We start from the raw sequence: 16802 nt of genomic DNA on the forward strand, positions 1-16802 counted from the left end.
CCCATCCCGAACTCAGTAGTGAAACGATTCATCGCCGATGGTAGTGTGGGGTTTCCCCATGTGAGAGTAGGTCATCGTCAAGCTTAAACACCAAACCCCTGATCATCGTAAGATGGTCGGGGGTTTGTCTTTGCGCGCAGACAAGTTACAGCGAGTATGTCGTTGTTAATTAGCTGCAATTAATTAACGACGAAATTAGATACCGGCGAAATACAGCACCAACTTCACCAGACCAAATACCACCAGCACGAAGCACAGTGTGAATAACAAGCCCAGCGCAATAAACTGACTGGGCTTGCCGTGGCCAAAGTCGCGTGCTCGGTTCTTCCCGCTCTGCACACCAAAGGCCGCCGCCAGCACGCTGTGCAGCATCTGCCAGAAAGTCGGTGGCTGTGGGGTTTGATCGTTCATATGCGGCTCCTGTTTGTTTAGAGCTTAGTCGCTATAACGTCAGCGGCTCACTGCAATCTTTGCAACTGCAGTTCAATGCCTTAAATAAGGAGCGTGCCATGTTCAATCAGGCAGGCGAAGGGGAGCCCGCTCAAAGCGTTACAGGCATTAAGGTGGCGTGAGTCTGAGCGGCTACGGGCGGTATAGGTGTTGGGTATCTGTGTGATACAGCGCCGAATCGGCGAACTGTTCAGCGCCCAGTACCCGTCCAATCAAAATCAACGCTGTGCGGCGAAAGCCTTTGGCTTGGACCTTGGCTTCGATATCGGCGAGCGTACCGCTGACCCAATCCTGGTCTGGCCAACTGGCGCGGTGTACCACGGCAATTGGGCAGTCGCTGCCGTAGTGCGGCAGCAGCTCGGCAATGATGCGGCTTAGGTGGCTGACACCCAGGTGAATCGCCATGCTCGCGCCGTGGCGTGCCAGATCACCCAACTGCTCGCCATCAGGCATCTCGGACTTGGTGGCATAGCGGGTGAGAATCAGCGTTTGCGAGATGCCCGGCAGCGTCAGCTCGCTTTCCAGCAACGCCGCGCAGGCGGCAGTGGCGGTGACGCCGGGGATAATCTGGAAGGGAATATTCAGCGCACGCAGATGACGGATTTGCTCGCCAATGGCGCCGTACAGTGACGGATCGCCGGAATGCACGCGGGCGACGTCTTGACCTTTTTCGTGGGCCTCGTGCAGCAGTTGAATGATGGCTTCCAAGTGCAACTCTGCGGTGTTGACCACGAGTTCGGCGTTATGGCCTTCGAGCAAAGCTTCTGGCACCAGAGAGCCGGCGTACAGAATGACCGGGCAACTGCGTAGCAAACGCTGGCCTTTTACTGTGATGAGCTCGGGATCGCCGGGACCGGCACCGATGAAATAGACGGTCATGGAGTCTCCAGAATGGTCGTCACGGCAATGGCGCAGGTGGCGTTGGCGTTATTCAGTCGCTCGCCAATCAGCTCTGCCCGGCGTGCGCTAAGTTGCTCCGCCAGTGCCAGTGCGCTGGCTTGGGCAACCCCGGCGCTGCCGGTTATCCGCAGGCTGAGGGGCGAGTGCAGGGTAAGGCGCTCAGTATAAAGGCCCAGCAGCTCTGCGCTGGCAAATACCAACGGCAACTGCAAGTGCATGGCCAATTGCTGCAGGCCGGGTTCATCTTGCTTGTGATTGCTGCTGGCCAGCGCGCTGAGATCAGTGATCTTTAGCTGGTGCTGGTCTAAGGCTTGTTGCAGCAGGTCAAACAACGGCTGCATCAAGCAACCCCGCCGACAACCAAGACCTGCGACATACAGCGGCTTGGTCACGGCGCGGGCTGATTCAGGCGGATTGCTGGCTGCGGCTGAAGAACCAGGCGCTCGCCAAGCCAAGGGCCGCCCAGAACAACGCATTGGTCAGCAGGGAGGCGGTTACAAATTGCTCAGCCAGCGCTTGTGGCGCCAGGCTTGCGTGTACCTCGGGTTGCGGTGCGCCGATTAGATGGGGCGCGGCCAGTAGCAACAAGCCTGCAACGCGCAGCGTCCAATGGCCGGCGAATGCCAGCAGGCTCAGGCCGGTCGCGGTGGCTAGCGCAGTGCCCACCCACCAGCTTTGGCGCTGGACTAAGTCCGCTGCTGCGGTGCCGGGCACCTCTGGTGGTAAGCCGGCAGCCGGGGCCAGGCAGAAGGTGGCAAAACCGGCAAAACCCCAGAGCAAGCCTTGCCAGGTTTTGTTCGGTGCGCGCAGGGTGAATAAACCTGTAAGCAGCAGCGCAAAGCCAATCGCCATCACCAGATTACTCAGGCCAGTCGACAGGGTGCGCTGCCAGCCATCTTCCGGAGCCCAGGCCTCGGCGTCGTGCTCATGGGGTGCGGCTTCAGCGTGCTCATGTTGATGGGCTGTCGGCATGCTCGATTCATGGTTCTGCTCGGCCACTGGCGCGGCGCTGTTCTCGTAGGTTTCTGCTTCAAGAATTATCGGCGTGACCCACAGGCTTTGCAGTAGGGTCAGTAGGAGGGCGGCGAGCAGGCCGGCAAAACCAGCGGTTTGAGCGATACGTTTAAACATAAGCAAAATATCTCAACATTTTTTTACCGTAAATAAACAGCGCCCGACTCAGCGCGGCGCGCGAGCAATCGCAATGCGCAAAATTCCCTAGGCAGGCGCAGACATCCTGCCGGCTCCGCTACTAGCGAATTGTCCAGCCGCGCAGCCTAAAGGCTCAGTGGCAAGGAAAGGCGGCGCTGTGGCGGGTGTCGTGAGCGGCGTTATGCAGCGCGTCGACAGGCGCGAAGCCTGCCAGGAAGATCAGCGCCGCGCCGAGCAGGCAGCTGCCGACGGCCAGAATCAGGCGTTGCGACAGGGGGAGGGCGAGGGTAGTGGCGGACGACAAAGTGCGAGTAGACATACTGAGGCCTTCTAATCTGAGTTAAACAAGGCAGTAGAGTCGCAGCACGAGCACAGGCGGCAGGGCCTGAAATTCGGCGCGCACCCGCCCACCGCGGATTGCCAAACAAGGATTCAGGCCGGTCTCCGGGCTTGCGACGACTGTCGTACTGACAGTAGCAGGGTCAGCGTTCCCATGCCCAAAAGCACAGTGACTACGACGACCCTACCAGACCGTTGAAAAACTACTGCGCTCGGCCATGCAGCGTTGAAATCAGCCTCAGAATGCTCATTTACGCCAAGTAAACTGCGCTTCTTCGGCTGATTTCGCCTTGCCTGACCTTCGCTCGCTACGTTTTTCAGCGGCCTGTTACGTCTGCTTACCGTTGCGGGGGCAGCGCCGGACTCGCCCGCTCTTTCGAGATCAGGCCCACCGGCTTCCCGTTTCACCTCGCACACGACGGTGCGAGACACCTGAAACAGCCGTCTAGAAAATCACGAAGCAGGCCTAATCGTCAACCTCGGCGATTGACCTCCGGCATGCCACTGCGTAGCCTGCAGCCTTTCGAGGTTCTTCGGCACGGGTTGCCGAAGCTAAGAGGGAACACGGCAAAACCGTGGCTGCCCCCGCAACTGTAAACGGTCAAAAACCCTTCGACATACCACTGCCAGCCGGCGGGAAGGTGAGGGGATTGCGCAAGGCGCGGACCGTAAGCCAGGAGACCTGCCTCGCAATGTTTTTGACCACCGGGCGGGGTGTTCCGGTACTGCATGCTTGGCGATCTAGTACTCGCCGTGCCTGTTGCTGCCGCCCGCCGATCCTATCGATCTCACCCAGGGCCGCAGATGAAAACCCTCGCTAAACTCCCCGTCACCATAGTCACCGGCTTTCTCGGCGCCGGCAAAACTACCTTGCTGCGGCATATGCTGACCCACGCCGAAGGCCGGCGCATCGCTGTGATAGTCAACGAGTTCGGCGAGCTGGGTATCGACGGCGAAATCCTCAAGCAATGCTCGATCGGCTGCTCGGAAGAAGAAGCCAACGGCCGCGTCTACGAGCTGGCCAACGGCTGCCTGTGCTGCACCGTGCAGGAGGAATTCTTCCCGGTGATGCGCGAGCTGGTGGCGCGCCGTGGCGATCTGGACCATATCCTCATCGAAACCTCAGGTTTGGCCTTGCCCAAGCCGTTGGTGCAGGCCTTCAACTGGCCGGAAATCCGCAATGCCTGCACGGTGGACGCGGTGATCACCGTGGTCGATAGCCCGGCCGTGGCCGCCGGCACCTTCGCCGCCTTCCCGGAACAGGTGGATGCCCAGCGCCAACTGGACCCCAACCTGGATCATGAATCGCCGCTGCACGAATTGTTCGCCGACCAGTTGGCCAGCGCCGATCTGGTCATCCTCAACAAGGCGGACTTGCTCAGCAGCGATGCCTTGGCCGCAGTGCGCGCGGAGGTGGCCGAAGAGTTGCCATCGGCGGTCAAGGTGATCGAGGCCCATGGCGGTGAGCTGCCATTGAGCGTGTTGCTGGGACTCAACTGCGAGACCGAGCTGCACATCGACAGCCGCAAGACCCATCACGATCTCGAAGGCCATGAAGAGCACGATCACGACGAGTTCGACTCCTTCGCCATCGAGTTGCCGGCCGTGGCCGAGACTCAGTTGCTGCAAGCCCTGAAAGATGCGGTGAGTAAGCACGGTATCCTGCGCATCAAGGGCTTCGCGGCCATCCCCGGCAAGCCGATGCGCCTGTTGCTGCAAGGTGTCGGTCAGCGCTTCGACAAGCACTTCGACCGTGCCTGGCTGGCCGACGAAGCCCGGGTGACGCGTCTGGTGATCATCGGCCAAACCCTCGATCAAGCCGTGATCGAAGCCGAACTCAACGCTGCGCTAGCCGGTTAACTCGCCATGCACCTGCTGCGCACCCAGCCCGGCAGCCAAGTGCCGGCCGACAGCATCGCCGACCTGCAACAGACGCCCGCCGAGCTGGTGATTCTCTGCACCGGCGACTCGCACCTGTCGTTGCTGGCCGAGGTGGCGCAGCAGTTGCCGGCCGATTACCCGAGCCTGCGCCTGGCCAGCCCGGCGCAGCTGAGCAATAACGCCTCGATCGATTTCTACGTCGAGCAGGTGCTGCAGCACGCCAAGGTCATTTTGATTTCCGTGCACGGGGGCGTCAGCTATTGGCGCTACGGCATCGAGCGGCTGGTGGAGCTGGCCGAGCGCGGCGCGCGGGTGATTCTGGTGCCCGGCGACGACAGCCCCGATCCGGAGCTGACGGGTCTCAGCAATGTGCCGGCGGCCGAGGCCGAGCGGCTCTGGCAGTTCCTGCGTCAGGGCGGTGTGGATAACGCCCGGCAGTTATTCAATTGCCTGGCCAGCCGCTGGTTGCAACGCGATTACCCCTGGCAGGAGCCCAGTGCTTTGCCGCGTGTGGTGCTTTATCACCCGCGGCAGGCCAAGGCCGAACTGGCCGATTGGCGCGCTGACTGGCAACTGGCGGGGCAGGGCGACAATCCGGTGGTGGCGCTGCTGTTCTACCGCACCCAGGTGCAGGCGGCCAACACCGGTTTTATCGATGTGTTCTGTGGGCGCTTGCAAGCTCAGGGCCTGAATCCGTTGCCCATTGCCGTCGCTAGTCTGAAAGAAGCGGCCTGTTTGGCTCAGGTGGAAAGTTGGCTGGATCAGACCAGCGCCGCGCTGATTATCAACACCACCGGCTTTGCCATGTCCAACCCCGAGGCGCCGGATTTGCGCCCGTTTAGCCGCGACATCCCGGTGCTGCAGGCCATCTGCGCCTTGGATAACCATGAGCAATGGCAAGCCAGCGCCCAAGGCCTGGGTTCCCGTGACTTGGCCATGCACATAGTGCTGCCCGAGCTGGACGGTCGCTTGATCACCCGGCCGATCAGCTTCAAGGGTCTGGCCTGGCGCAGTGAGCGCAGCCAGAGCGATGTGGTTTGCTATAAGCCGCACTTGCCGGGGATGGATTTTGTCGCCGAGTTGGCGCGGCGCTGGACCGAACTGGCGCGCCTGCCCAATAGCGATAAACGCATTGCCCTGGTGCTGGCCAACTACCCGACCCGCGACGGCCGCATCGGCAATGGCGTGGGGTTGGACACGCCGGCGGCGGCGCTAAATATCCTGTGCGCACTCGAACAGCAGGGCTATCCGGTCGAAGGCTTACCGGAGACTGGTACCGCCCTGATTCACCAGCTGCTCGGTGGCGTGACTAACGATCTCGACAGCAGCGACCTGCGCCCCTGCGCCCAGAGCCTGGCGCTGGGCGACTACCAGGCGTTCTTCGCCCAGTTGCCGGCGGCCAATCAGCAGGCGGTGCTGGAGCGTTGGGGCGGCCCCGAGCAGGACCCGATGTTTCGCGGCGGTCGCTTGATGATCGCCGGCCTGCGCTTCGGTTTGACCTTCGTCGGCATCCAGCCGGCCCGGGGTTATCAGGTGGATGCCAGCGCGGTCTATCACGATCCGGATCTGGTGCCCCCCCATGGCTATCTGGCGTTTTATTGCTGGCTGCGCACGGTGTTCGCCGCCAATGCCGTGGTGCATGTCGGCAAGCACGGCAATCTGGAATGGCTGCCGGGCAAGAGCGTCGGCCTCTCGGCGCAATGCTGGCCGGATGCGATCCTCGGCCCGCTGCCGAATGTTTATCCCTTTATCGTCAACGATCCGGGCGAGGGCGCCCAGGCCAAACGCCGCACCCAGGCGGTGATCATCGACCACCTGATGCCGCCGCTGACCCGCGCCGACAGCTACGGCCCGTTGCGTGATATCGAGCGGTTGGCCGATGAATATTACGAGGCCAGCCAGCTGGACCTGCGCCGCGCCGGTGAGTTGCGCGGTGAAATCCTCGCCCTGGTGCGTGCCAGTCATCTGGATCAGGAGCTGGGCCTGCAGCTGAATGACGACCCCAATAGCTGGCTGCCGCAGCTGGATGCCTACCTGTGCGACTTGAAGGAGTCGCAGATCCGCGACGGCCTGCATGTGTTCGGTGAGTCGCCGGTCGGCACCTTGCGCCGCGACACCTTGTTGGCCTTGTTGCGCATCCCTCGCGGTGATGGCCGGGAGGGCAATGCCAGCCTGTTGCGCGCCCTGGCCCGTGATCTTGAGCTGGGTTTCGATCCACTGGATTGCGCCATGGCCGCGCCTTGGTCGGGGCCGCGTCCACAGTTGCTGCAAGGCTGCGGCAGCGATGCCTGGCGCACCACCGGCGACACTCGCGAACGTCTGGAGTTGCTGGCCTTGGGTCTGATCGAGGCAACGGATTTCGAATCCGTTGGGCCGCGCAGTGCCTTGGTCTTGCAGCGCCTGCATGAGCAAGTAGCGCCGCTGCTGGATGCCTGCGGCCCGGCAGAAATGAGCGGTCTGCTGGCGGCCTTGGCCGGCCGCTTCGTGCCGGCTGGCCCTAGCGGCGCCCCCAGTCGCGGTCGCCTGGATGTGCTGCCGACCGGGCGCAATTTCTATTCGGTGGATGTGCGTAATCTGCCGACGCCGACTGCCTGGCGCATCGGCGTGCAGGCCACCGAGCGGCTGTTGGAGCGGCATCGGCAGGACCACGGCGAGCACTTGGCCCAGCTGGGTTTGTCGGTGTGGGGCACCGCCACCATGCGTACCGGCGGCGACGACATCGCCCAGGCGCTGGCGCTGATCGGCGTGCGGCCAATCTGGCAGGCCGGCAGTCAGCGGGTCGAACGCTTCGAGGTGCTGAGCCTGGAGCAACTTGGTCGGCCCCGAGTCGACGTGACCCTGCGGGTCTCGGGGTTCTTTCGCGATGCCTTCAGCAACCTGATCCGGCTGTTCGATGAGGCCGTGCAGGCAGTCGCCGAATTGGATGAGCCGGCGGAGATGAATCCACTGTCGGCGCGAGTCTGGCAGGCGGCGCTGCGCTTGCAAGATGACGGCTTGAGCGAGGCCGAGGCGCGGCGTCAGGCCGGCTGGCGAATCTTCGGCTCCAAGCCCGGCGCCTATGGCGCCGGCATCCAGAACGCCATCGAAGAGCGGCTGTGGCAGAGTCGCAGCGATCTGGCCGAGGTCTACCTGAACTGGGGCGGCTATGCCTATGGCAAGGGCGCCGAGGGCGCGCCCGCCCGCGAGCGCTTCGCCGAGCAGCTAGAGGGTCTGCAAGCGGTGCTGCACAACCAGGACAATCGCGAGCACGACCTGCTCGATTCCAACGATTACTATCAGTTCCAAGGCGGCATGCTGGCGGCGGTGGAAACCTTGCGCGGCGCCAAGGTGGCCAGCTACCACGGCGACAACAGCCAGCCGGATTGCCCACGGATTCGCACCCTCAAAGAAGAACTTAATCGAGTGGTGCGAGCGCGGGCGGCTAACCCAAAGTGGATCGCGGGCATGAAGCGCCACGGCTACAAGGGTGCGTTCGAGCTGGCGGCGACCATCGATTACCTGTTCGCCTTCGATGCCACCAGCGAGCTGATCGACGATCACCAGTACGCCCTGCTGACCGATGCCTATTTGCTCGATAAGGCCACCCGCGATTTCATCCAACAGCACAACCCCGGTGCCCTGCAAGATATCCTCGAACGCCTGCTGGAGGCCCAGCAACGCGGCCTGTGGCAGAACCCCGGCGACTATCAGGCAGCCCTGGAAAGTCTGCTGCTGGACAGCGAAGAGTCATGAACACACGCATTCCCGTCGATCCCGTAGGGTGGGTTAGCCGCATGTCGCGGTTGTCGAACAACACACCGAAATTGATGCGGCGTAACCCACCATGGGCGCAACGCGGTCCATCGCTTGGTGGGGTACGCGGCGCGCCACCATCGCGTTTGAATTATCGTTCATTGTTCCGCGCCGCTAACCCACCCTACACCAGACATAACGGATTGCTCCCATGACCGACAGCCATTTCCCCCTTTCTGCCGTGGTTGGTGCCGATGATCTGAAGTTGGCCCTGTGCCTGGCGGCCATCGATCCGGCCATCGGTGGCGTGCTGATCGAAGGCCCGCGCGGCATGGCCAAGTCAACCCTGGCCCGTGGTTTGGCCGACCTGCTGGCCAGCGGGCTGTTCGTCACCCTGCCGCTGGGCGCCAGCGAGGAGCGCATCGTTGGCACCCTGGATCTGGACGCGGCACTTGGCGAGGGCCGTGCGCAGTTCTCGCCGGGCTTGCTGGCCAAGGCCAATGGCGGCGTCTTGTACGTAGATGAGGTCAATCTGCTGCCCGATCATCTGGTCGATCTGTTGCTGGACGCCGCCGCCAGTGGGGTCAACCATATCGAGCGCGACGGCATCTCCCATCGGCACGCCGCGCGCTTCGTGCTGATCGGCACCATGAACGCTGAGGAGGGCGAGCTACGCCCGCAACTGCTCGACCGTTTCGGCCTGAATCTGGCCTTGAGTGGCTTGCCACAACCGACCGAGCGGGCCGAGATAGTTCGCCGCCGCCTGGCCTTCGATGCCGATCCGCCGGCATTCCTGCAGCGCTGGGCGGCGCCCCAGGAAGAATTGCGCGAGCGTTGCCAAAACGCCCGCGAGCAGCTCAATAGCATTCCACTGGATGACGCGGCATTGAATGCCATCAGCCAGCGCTGCTTCGACGCCGGTGTCGATGGCCTGCGCGCAGATCTGGTCTGGTTGCGTGCCGCCCGTGCCCATGCGGCGTGGCGCGGCAGCCCGCAGATCGAAACCGAAGATATCGAGGCGGTGGCCGACTTCGTCCTGCGCCATCGTCAGCGTCATCCGTCGCCATCGGCCACGCCGCCGCAGCAAAAGCTGGAACAGCAAAGCCCGCAGCGGCCAAACAGCCAAACATCATCGACCAGTCAGCCGCCGCAAGACGAAGGCCAGTGGGGCGAGTTGCCGGCGCAGCCGCAAACTGTGGGTGTTCGGCGTGAACCGCCGCGCTGGGCAAAAAAGCCCTAAGCATCCGCCCGCGCACAGCCTCAGGCGCGGATGCACGACCCTCTCCAGGGCGACTCAAGGGTGGACTCAGCGGCGCCAGTCGCAGCGGCCAAACCGGGCGCATTGACTGGCCCGCCACGCTGTTGCGCGGACGCCCGCGCACGCGCCAGGACTTGCTGCAACGGCCACGCAGTGCGGCGGCTGGTGAGTTGTGGTTGGTGGTCGTGGATGCCTCGGCCTCGACCCGTCGTCACGGTGCGCTCAGCCAAGCCAAAGGCCTGCTGGCCCAGCTGTTCGAGCAGGCCTACCGCCAGCGCGCACGCTTGGCTGTGCTGCACGCCAGCGGTGCGCAGGCGCAGTGGCTCTGGCAAGGGCAGCAATCCGGTGCCGCTGTGCAGACTTGGTTGGCGGAACTCGGTGCCGGCGGTGGCACGCCGCTGCTCGAGGCGCTGCAACAGGCCAGCCGCTGGCTGAGTCGGCGCCAGCAACTCAAGCCCGCCGAGCAACAGCGGCTGTTGATCCTTACCGATGGCCGTCTGCGCGATTGGCCGGCATTGCCGCCCGCCAGTTGCCCGGCGCTGCTGGTAGATATCGAGTGCGCGCCGATCCGCCTAGGTCGTGGCCGATTGTTAGCCCGTGAGCTGGGCGCGCAGTACTGGCATATAGAGGAGTTGCCTGGTGGATATTGAATGCGCGACACCCATTGCCGCCTCGGTCGCGCTCGCCTATTGGCTGCGCAGCTGGGCGCGGAATATCGGCATATCGACGCCTTGCCGGTCCTCTAAACGCACGCGGTCGCGGGCGGCCAGGTGCTTTGGTTGATTCGCAGACCGCCAAGGGTTGGCCTGAACTGCGCAGTCAACCACGCCTATTGGCAGGCTTTGCGCCTATTATCCGCCGCTTATTGCCATGGAGGTTTGCCCTTGTTCACGCTCAAAGCCCTGTTACGCCTAGCCTTGCTGAGCCTGTGCCTGCTCAGTTCATTTACCCTGCAGGCGGCCAAGGCCGGCCCCTGTGCGGTGCTTGAGGTGGCCGATGAAGCGGCTGAAAGCAGTTTGGCCAGTGCGGCCAACGGGGGTGATGCCTGCGCCCAGTTCAACCTCGGTTTCTGGCATTACGGTCAGCAGGATTACAGTCGCGCCGAGCACTGGTATGCAAAAGCGGCGAAGCAGGGGAATGCCCGAGCGGCGTTTGAAATCGCCATTTTGTATCGCGACGACTTACTGACCGATGATGCCGAGCAGCGTCAACACTGGCTGCAACAGGCTGCCGAGCAAGGCTTGGATTTGGCCCAGATTGAATTGGCACTGGATTTTATCGAGGCGCAAGACCAACTCAGCGCCATGCATTGGTTTGAGCAAGCAGCGGCGCAAGGCAATGCCCAGGCCCAGTACCTGCTTGGCGAGCAATATTGGAGTGACCAGCGTGGCGTGGAGGATGCCGCTGAGGGTGACGTGCGCGCCATGCGTTACAGCGGCAGTGATGCCAAGGCCTTGTACTGGACCTGCCTGGCCGCCGAGCAGGATTATCCCGCCGCGCAATACGCCATGAGCGAGGCCTATAGCAACGGTCGCGGCCTGCCGGTGAGTCGTGCGCAGCGGCAGTTATGGCTGCAAAAGGCCGCCGCCAACGGCCACGAAGAGGCGATCTTGTCTGCCGATCCGAGTGCCGAGCCTTGGTACTCGCGCACCGAGCAATGGCTGCAGCGTCAAGTTGATCGCAGCGTGATCAGCTGCCCGCACGACTCGCAAGTGCTGGCGCAATAACCCGGTCGGCCGGCTCGGCTGCGCTAAAGGTGCAGGATAAAAATCATTGAAATATTACTTAAAATAAAATAAAAATACTGATCATGTAATCTTTGTTCGACGCTGCTCAGCCTCTGGGGCTGACAGCGCCGTGCAGCAAAGAGGCCAATCGGTATGCAACCCAATGCTAAAACCCTGATTCTGAACCTGCTCAGCGCCGGCAATGGCCAACCCTTGCAGGCCCGTGAGGCGATTATTGCTGCGGCGCTGTTTGGCATTAGCGCCAATAGCGTGCGGGTCGGGCTGGCGCGTTTGTCGGCCGAGGCGCTGGTTGAAGCAGCGGGTCGTGGCAGTTATCAGCTGGGGCCGCAGGCGCTGGAACTGTATGGCGACGTGGCCACCTGGCGCTCGGTGCAGCAACGGCTGCGGCCCTGGCTTGGGGATTATCTGGCGGTGTTCAGCGCCGCCCTGGGTCGTACCGATCGCGCAGCCTTACGTCGGCGCGAGCGGGCCCTGCAATTGCTGGGGTTTCGTGAGCTGGAAAAAGGCCTGCATATCCGCCCGAACAATATCGAAGCCGATGTTCCGGCGGTGCGCCAGCGCCTCGACAATCTCGGGCTGGAGCCGCAGGCGCGGCTGTTCGTTGCCAGTGGCTTCGATCAACACAGCACCGCGCAGATCCATGGGCTCTGGGATGGTCCGGCGCTGACCGCCCGTTACCAGCAGCTGGGTAAGCAATTAGCCGACTGGCTGCAGCGCGCGCCGCAGCTGGAGACCGAGGTGGCCGCTCGCGAGGCCTTCTTGCTTGGCAATAACGCCATTCGCCAGGTGGTCTTCGACCCCTTGTTGCCCGAGCCCTTGGTCGATAGCGCCACCCGCCAGGCCTTTTTTGCCGACGTACTGCGCTTCGATCAGGCCGGTCATCAGATCTGGAGCCGGCTGTACGCCGGCCAATCCGGCCCATCCCCAACACAGCCATAACTCAGACCCTGCCCTCAAGAGTCCAGCCATGACCACTAAAACAAAAATAACCGAGATCTTCACTCGCGCTGAAATCCAGCAGCTCACCGCCCGCTCGGACTGGATGGGCGCCTGGGCGGTGGGTTCGACCTGGGCCGTGATCGGTCTGACGTTCGCCGCCCTGGCCTATGCCCGCGAGCATTTGCCGTTGTGGGGTTTCGTCTTGGCGCTGCTGCTGGGGTTGCTGATCATCGGCGGCCGTCAGCTGTGTCTGGCAATCCTGCAGCACGATGCCGCCCACGGCACGCTGTTCAACAGCAAGTGGGGCAACGAGGTGCTGGCCGACTGGCTCTGCGCCCGGCCACTGTGGAATGACGTGTCCAAGTACCGCCCTTACCACTTGGTGCACCACGCCAAGACCTCCAGCGCGCAAGATCCTGATCTGTCGCTGGTCAGCGGTTTTCCCACCACCCGGCTGTCGCTGCTGCGCAAGTTGCTGCGCGATATTAGCGGCCTGACTGGGCTGAAGTTTGTCCTCGGCCGGGTGCTGATGGACGCCGGGCTGCTCAAATGGACGGTGGCCAACGACGTGCAGCGCTTGCCGCAAGAAGGACGGCGCTGGTGGGACTATGGCCTGGATTTCGCGGCCAACAGTGGCGGCATGTTGCTGACCAATGCGCTGCTCTTGGCGCTGCTCTGGCAGACCGGTGAGGCCTGGTTATTCGGGGTGTGGCTGCTGGCCTATGTGACGCCGTTTCCGCTGCTGGTGCGCATTCGTTCGATGGCCGAGCACGCCTGCCTGGAAGACAGCCGCGACACCCTGCGCAACACCCGCAGCACGGCGGCCGGTTGGCTGGCGCGGATCACAGTGGCGCCGCTGCGAGTGAACTTTCATATCGAGCATCACCTGATGGCCTCGGTGCCGTACTTCCGTTTGCCGCAGATGCATCAGCTGCTGCGTGAGCGCGGCCTGGTACCCACGCCGCCGACTTACTTGGCGGTGTTGCAGCAGGTTAGCCAGCGGCGCTGAAGGCGCTGGCTTAGGCGGTGAGTGTGCTTCTTGCTGCATTTGCACACCGGCTGGGCTGACGGCGTTTAGGTTGGCGAGGCGCTGCCGGTTCAGGCAAACACGAAGTATTTACGCACCGTCTCAACTACCTCCCAAGTGCCTTTCATGCCGGGTTCAACGATAAAAATATCACCGGCCCTCAAGTGGATAGGCTCCTTGCCATCAGGAGTAATGATGCAGTACCCCTCCCGAAAATCGCAGTACTCCCACTTCACATACTCTACGTACCACTTGCCCGGTGTGCAGATCCAGGTGCCCATGATTTTGCTGCCATCTTCCGAGGTGTAGGCATTCAGGTTGACGGTGTGCGGGTCGCCTGCGAGCTTTTGCCATTTGCAGGCATCTAGCATTGGCACGGGGGCGGTATCGCGAAGGACGGTGATGGGGTTAAACATGACGGCTCCAGGGTAACGGGCTGAAATAGCACCCGCTTAACATAGAGCCCTTGATGGTGGTGCAGATGTCTGTGGTCGACACTCAGCTACCTAGAACCGCGCGTAGCTGCAGCAGGCATACCGAGGGAGTTGGCGGCGGTTAGCCACCCGTAAGGTGCTAAGCATCGTCCCGGCGGTCTCTCAGCGTGGCGAGTGCTCTTCTGGTTCTGCCGGTAGTTCGGACTCAGGAGCCACAGGGTTCTGCATCTGCTCCTGGATCATGTTTTCATCGATCCGCGGGTCAAGTGCCGCCGAGAGTGGCGAGGTCAGGTTGCCCGGCATCGGAACGTGCTGCAGCGGAGCATCTTCGATCTGCGGCATGTTCTTTGTTGTCTCCCGGACCCGAAAAATCAGGATAAAAGCACAGACACTGACGAAGGCATAGAGCGTGTTAGGGCCCAGTTCGCTCATCAATACCCCCGTTACCAGCGGCCCCACGCAGGCACCAATGCCAAAGGTGACGAGCAACATGGCAGTCAAGGACACCCGGTGTTCGCTCTCTATATAGTCATTTGAAAAAGCCACGGCCAATGGATAGAGGCTGAACTGCAGCAGGCTGAGCACAAATCCCAGCGAGAACAACAGTTCCAGCGGTAGTGCCGGCATCAGCGCCAACGGCAAAGCCGCCAGTGTCAGCAGCAACGCGCAAACACGGATTAAGCGGCCGCGATCATAGCGATCAGACAACCAGCCCAGCGGCCACTGCACCAGCAAGCCGGCAAACACGCAAGAGCCCATAAACAAACCGACCTGCTGAGTGCTCAGCCCTAAGCGCAAGGCATGCAGCGGCGCCAGGCCATAAAACGAACCTATCACCAACCCGGAGACTAAGACTGTGGTTAACGACTGCGGCACCCGTTGGATGAAAAAACGGGGTTCCAGCGGTGCCGGGTGCATCGGCGCTGGATGCGTCCTGCGGGTCATTGCCACCGGCACCAGGCACAGAGCAAAGCACAGCGCCACCAGCATGAGTAACTCCGGACCGAGGGCCGAGTGCAGTACCAGCGCCAGTTGGCCCAGCACCAAGCCGAGGTAGGAGGCAATCATGTAGCCGGAAAACACCGCGCCGCGCTGGCTCGCATTGGCCTGCTCGTTGAGCCAGCTCTCGATCACCATGTACTGGCACATCATGCCGAGGCCAACGATAACCCGCAGCACGATCCAGGCCGGCAACCAGTCGAGCAAACCATGACCCAGTGCGGCAGCGCTGACCATTCCGGCGCATGAAACATAGGCGCGCATATGCCCTACCCGGGCGATCAGGCGATGGCCGACTTTGCCGCCTAGCGCCAAGCCGAAGTAGTTGGCGGCCATCAAGGCACCGATCCAGATGGTATCGATCTTATCCGCGGCCAGTCGCAGCCCCAGATAGGTGCTCAGCAGTCCCGAGCCAATCAGCATCAGCAGGGTGGCGAAATACAACGATCGAAAAGACTTCCAGATACTAGGCATTGGCTTTCCGTGCAGCTGCGTTAAACAGTTCGGGCGCAGAGCACAGTGCGCCCCGCAAGTGAGAGTTTAAGCCTGAGTCGCTAGGGTGCGGCACTGCTCGCCCGCAGCCGTACGCCGCTAATCGTGGCCGGTCGCTACGCGCTCAGCGCCCAGCCCGTGATTCGCGAATATAGAACCGGGCTTTTTCCGCTTTGCGCGTGCAGCCTTCAAAGGCCTCGAACTGTTGTTGAGTCTTGGCGGCGGTTAGCAGCGACATGGCTTTGGTGTAGCTGACGCTGCCGGCGAAGCCTTCGGTTTTGGCGATGTCGGATTCGCGCCAAGCGGCGTCCAGTTGGCTGCCACAGTTGTCTCGATAGGGTTTGTGGCTGCCGGCGCAACCGGCGAGTGTCAGGGCGATCAGGGGTAAGCAGATCCAAGCTTTCATCGCAAATACTCCACAAGTAACAGTGCTGTTCGGTTGATTGATTTTGAGCAAAAAAACAAGCTACGGAATTACCCAGCGGCTGTCTATCGAGTTGCCGCGCAGGCACAGTCTGCGGTGTTGGACTACAGCCAGCCTGGAAAGTTGAGTGCGTGTTGCTGCGCCGTGTTGGATGCCGCTGGCTAGCGTGCTTATTGGTGCTGTGACGGCTGGCTGCATATGGCATCGTCCCTCGGACAACTTTATAAAAACCTAACCAGGGCTAGCCATCTATGACCAATACGACCATTGCACTGCTCGTTTTTGCCTGTTTTTTTGGCGCCACGCCGCGCTGCCGGAGCACCACCTGAACTCCGACAATAAGGATGCGATACACATCGGCATTGGCCTGGGCCTGGTCGCGACTATGGCGGCGCTGGTGCTGCTGATTTCCTCGACCAAGGGCGCGTACGACACCGAGCGTGCGGGGGTGATCCAGATGTCCAGCAAAATCATTTACCTCGATCGTCTGCTGAGCAGTTACGGCGCCGACGCGGCGGCAACCCGTGAACTATTGCGGCAGGCGACTGTGGGCTCAATTAAACGCATGTGGCCGGCACAAAAAAACGCCCATGGGCCAGTGGCGCCCGGCGCTACCCTAACCGAGGCGCTGCCCCGGTCGATCCAGCAACTGACGCCGCAAAACGATATGCAGCGCTCGCTCAAGTCCCTGGCGGTGAGTATCGCCAGCGACCTCGGACAGATGCGTTGGCTGTTGTTCGAGCCGCGGGAGTCGTCCATCTCGATGCCGCTGCTGATCGTGGTCACCGTCTGGCTGGCCATTATTTTTGCCTGCAGCGGCTTGTTCGCACAGTTCAATGGCGCAGTCATCGTGGCGCTGATGTTGGCGGCGCTGTCGGTGGCGGGTGCGATCTTCCTGATTCTGGAGCTTGATACGCCGTTTGACGGGCTGATCCAGATATCCAACGAGCCGATGCTGAGCGCCCTGAAGCATCTAGGCCATTAACAGGCCGTTGAAAAATGTAGCGAGCGACGGCTCGTGCGACGT

At 62.0% G+C, this 16802-nt stretch carries 16 protein-coding genes and 2 riboswitches; of the genes, 8 read left to right on the top strand and 8 right to left on the bottom strand.

Annotation, left to right across the window (positions count from 1 at the left end; genetic code table 11):
* Window positions 1-195: 195 nt before the first annotated feature.
* The 5 genes from Q8R10_RS09895 to Q8R10_RS09915 all read right to left on the bottom strand — a co-directional run bounded on the left by Q8R10_RS09895 (window position 196) and on the right by Q8R10_RS09915 (window position 2821).
* Entirely contained in the window at window positions 196-411 is a 216-nt protein-coding gene (locus Q8R10_RS09895; RefSeq protein ID WP_305653322.1) for a DUF2970 domain-containing protein, read from the bottom strand.
* Window positions 412-582: 171 nt separating this feature from the next.
* The gene (cobM, locus tag Q8R10_RS09900; RefSeq protein WP_305653324.1) at window positions 583-1329 is read right to left on the bottom strand and encodes a precorrin-4 C(11)-methyltransferase; all 747 of its coding nucleotides are present in this window, start codon (window positions 1327-1329) and stop codon (window positions 583-585) included.
* On the bottom strand, window positions 1326-1742 hold the full coding sequence (locus Q8R10_RS09905) for a cobalamin biosynthesis protein (RefSeq protein WP_305653326.1): 417 nt from the start codon (window positions 1740-1742) through the stop codon (window positions 1326-1328). The genes cobM and Q8R10_RS09905 overlap by 4 nt, the downstream gene beginning before the upstream one ends.
* A gap of 13 nt (window positions 1743-1755) precedes the next feature.
* Window positions 1756-2481, bottom strand: a complete 726-nt coding sequence (locus Q8R10_RS09910; RefSeq protein ID WP_305653328.1) for a CbtA family protein — start codon at window positions 2479-2481, stop codon at window positions 1756-1758.
* 154 nt (window positions 2482-2635) lie between these two features.
* On the bottom strand, window positions 2636-2821 hold the full coding sequence (locus tag Q8R10_RS09915; protein ID WP_305653330.1) for a CbtB-domain containing protein: 186 nt from the start codon (window positions 2819-2821) through the stop codon (window positions 2636-2638).
* Between the two features lie 98 nt (window positions 2822-2919).
* Window positions 2920-3292, bottom strand: a riboswitch (cobalamin riboswitch).
* Window positions 3293-3350: 58 nt separating this feature from the next.
* Window positions 3351-3546: riboswitch (cobalamin riboswitch) on the top strand.
* Window positions 3547-3645: 99 nt separating this feature from the next.
* On the opposite strand from Q8R10_RS09915, the gene cobW reads away from it, so the two are divergent.
* The 7 genes from cobW to Q8R10_RS09950 all read left to right on the top strand — a co-directional run bounded on the left by cobW (window position 3646) and on the right by Q8R10_RS09950 (window position 13408).
* Window positions 3646-4701, top strand: a complete 1056-nt coding sequence (gene cobW / locus Q8R10_RS09920) for a cobalamin biosynthesis protein CobW (RefSeq protein ID WP_305653332.1) — start codon at window positions 3646-3648, stop codon at window positions 4699-4701.
* Between the two features lie 6 nt (window positions 4702-4707).
* A complete protein-coding gene (gene cobN, locus Q8R10_RS09925; protein WP_305653334.1) occupies window positions 4708-8454 on the top strand; it encodes a cobaltochelatase subunit CobN in 3747 nt (1248 codons plus the stop codon).
* A 211-nt stretch (window positions 8455-8665) separates the two neighbouring features.
* Window positions 8666-9694 (top strand): ATP-binding protein, encoded by a 1029-nt coding sequence (locus tag Q8R10_RS09930; protein ID WP_305653336.1) that lies wholly within the window; start codon window positions 8666-8668, stop codon window positions 9692-9694.
* 2 nt (window positions 9695-9696) lie between these two features.
* On the top strand, window positions 9697-10362 hold the full coding sequence (locus Q8R10_RS09935; protein ID WP_371133321.1) for a VWA domain-containing protein: 666 nt from the start codon (window positions 9697-9699) through the stop codon (window positions 10360-10362).
* A 234-nt stretch (window positions 10363-10596) separates the two neighbouring features.
* Window positions 10597-11439, top strand: coding sequence for a tetratricopeptide repeat protein (locus Q8R10_RS09940; RefSeq protein ID WP_305653338.1), 843 nt, complete (start codon window positions 10597-10599; stop codon window positions 11437-11439).
* Window positions 11440-11592: 153 nt separating this feature from the next.
* Window positions 11593-12399: a PaaX family transcriptional regulator C-terminal domain-containing protein gene (locus Q8R10_RS09945; RefSeq protein ID WP_305653340.1), complete on the top strand. Its 807-nt coding sequence runs from the start codon at window positions 11593-11595 to the stop codon at window positions 12397-12399.
* A gap of 28 nt (window positions 12400-12427) precedes the next feature.
* A complete protein-coding gene (locus tag Q8R10_RS09950) occupies window positions 12428-13408 on the top strand; it encodes a fatty acid desaturase (protein ID WP_305653342.1) in 981 nt (326 codons plus the stop codon).
* An 89-nt stretch (window positions 13409-13497) separates the two neighbouring features.
* On the opposite strand, the gene Q8R10_RS09955 is transcribed toward Q8R10_RS09950, so the two are convergent.
* The 3 genes from Q8R10_RS09955 to Q8R10_RS09965 form a co-directional block, all read right to left on the bottom strand.
* Window positions 13498-13842, bottom strand: coding sequence for a cupin domain-containing protein (locus Q8R10_RS09955; protein ID WP_305653344.1), 345 nt, complete (start codon window positions 13840-13842; stop codon window positions 13498-13500).
* A gap of 180 nt (window positions 13843-14022) precedes the next feature.
* On the bottom strand, window positions 14023-15333 hold the full coding sequence (locus Q8R10_RS09960; RefSeq protein WP_305653345.1) for an MFS transporter: 1311 nt from the start codon (window positions 15331-15333) through the stop codon (window positions 14023-14025).
* A gap of 142 nt (window positions 15334-15475) precedes the next feature.
* Window positions 15476-15757 (bottom strand): hypothetical protein, encoded by a 282-nt coding sequence (locus Q8R10_RS09965; protein WP_305653347.1) that lies wholly within the window; start codon window positions 15755-15757, stop codon window positions 15476-15478.
* Window positions 15758-16160: 403 nt separating this feature from the next.
* Here Q8R10_RS09965 and Q8R10_RS09970 point away from each other — a divergent pair, with 403 nt between their 5' ends.
* On the top strand, window positions 16161-16760 hold the full coding sequence (locus tag Q8R10_RS09970; protein WP_305653348.1) for a hypothetical protein: 600 nt from the start codon (window positions 16161-16163) through the stop codon (window positions 16758-16760).
* The last annotated feature ends 42 nt before the right edge of the window (window positions 16761-16802 follow it).

This window comes from Pseudomonas sp. (genome assembly GCF_030698175.1).
Lineage (GTDB): Bacteria > Pseudomonadota > Gammaproteobacteria > Pseudomonadales > Pseudomonadaceae > Aquipseudomonas.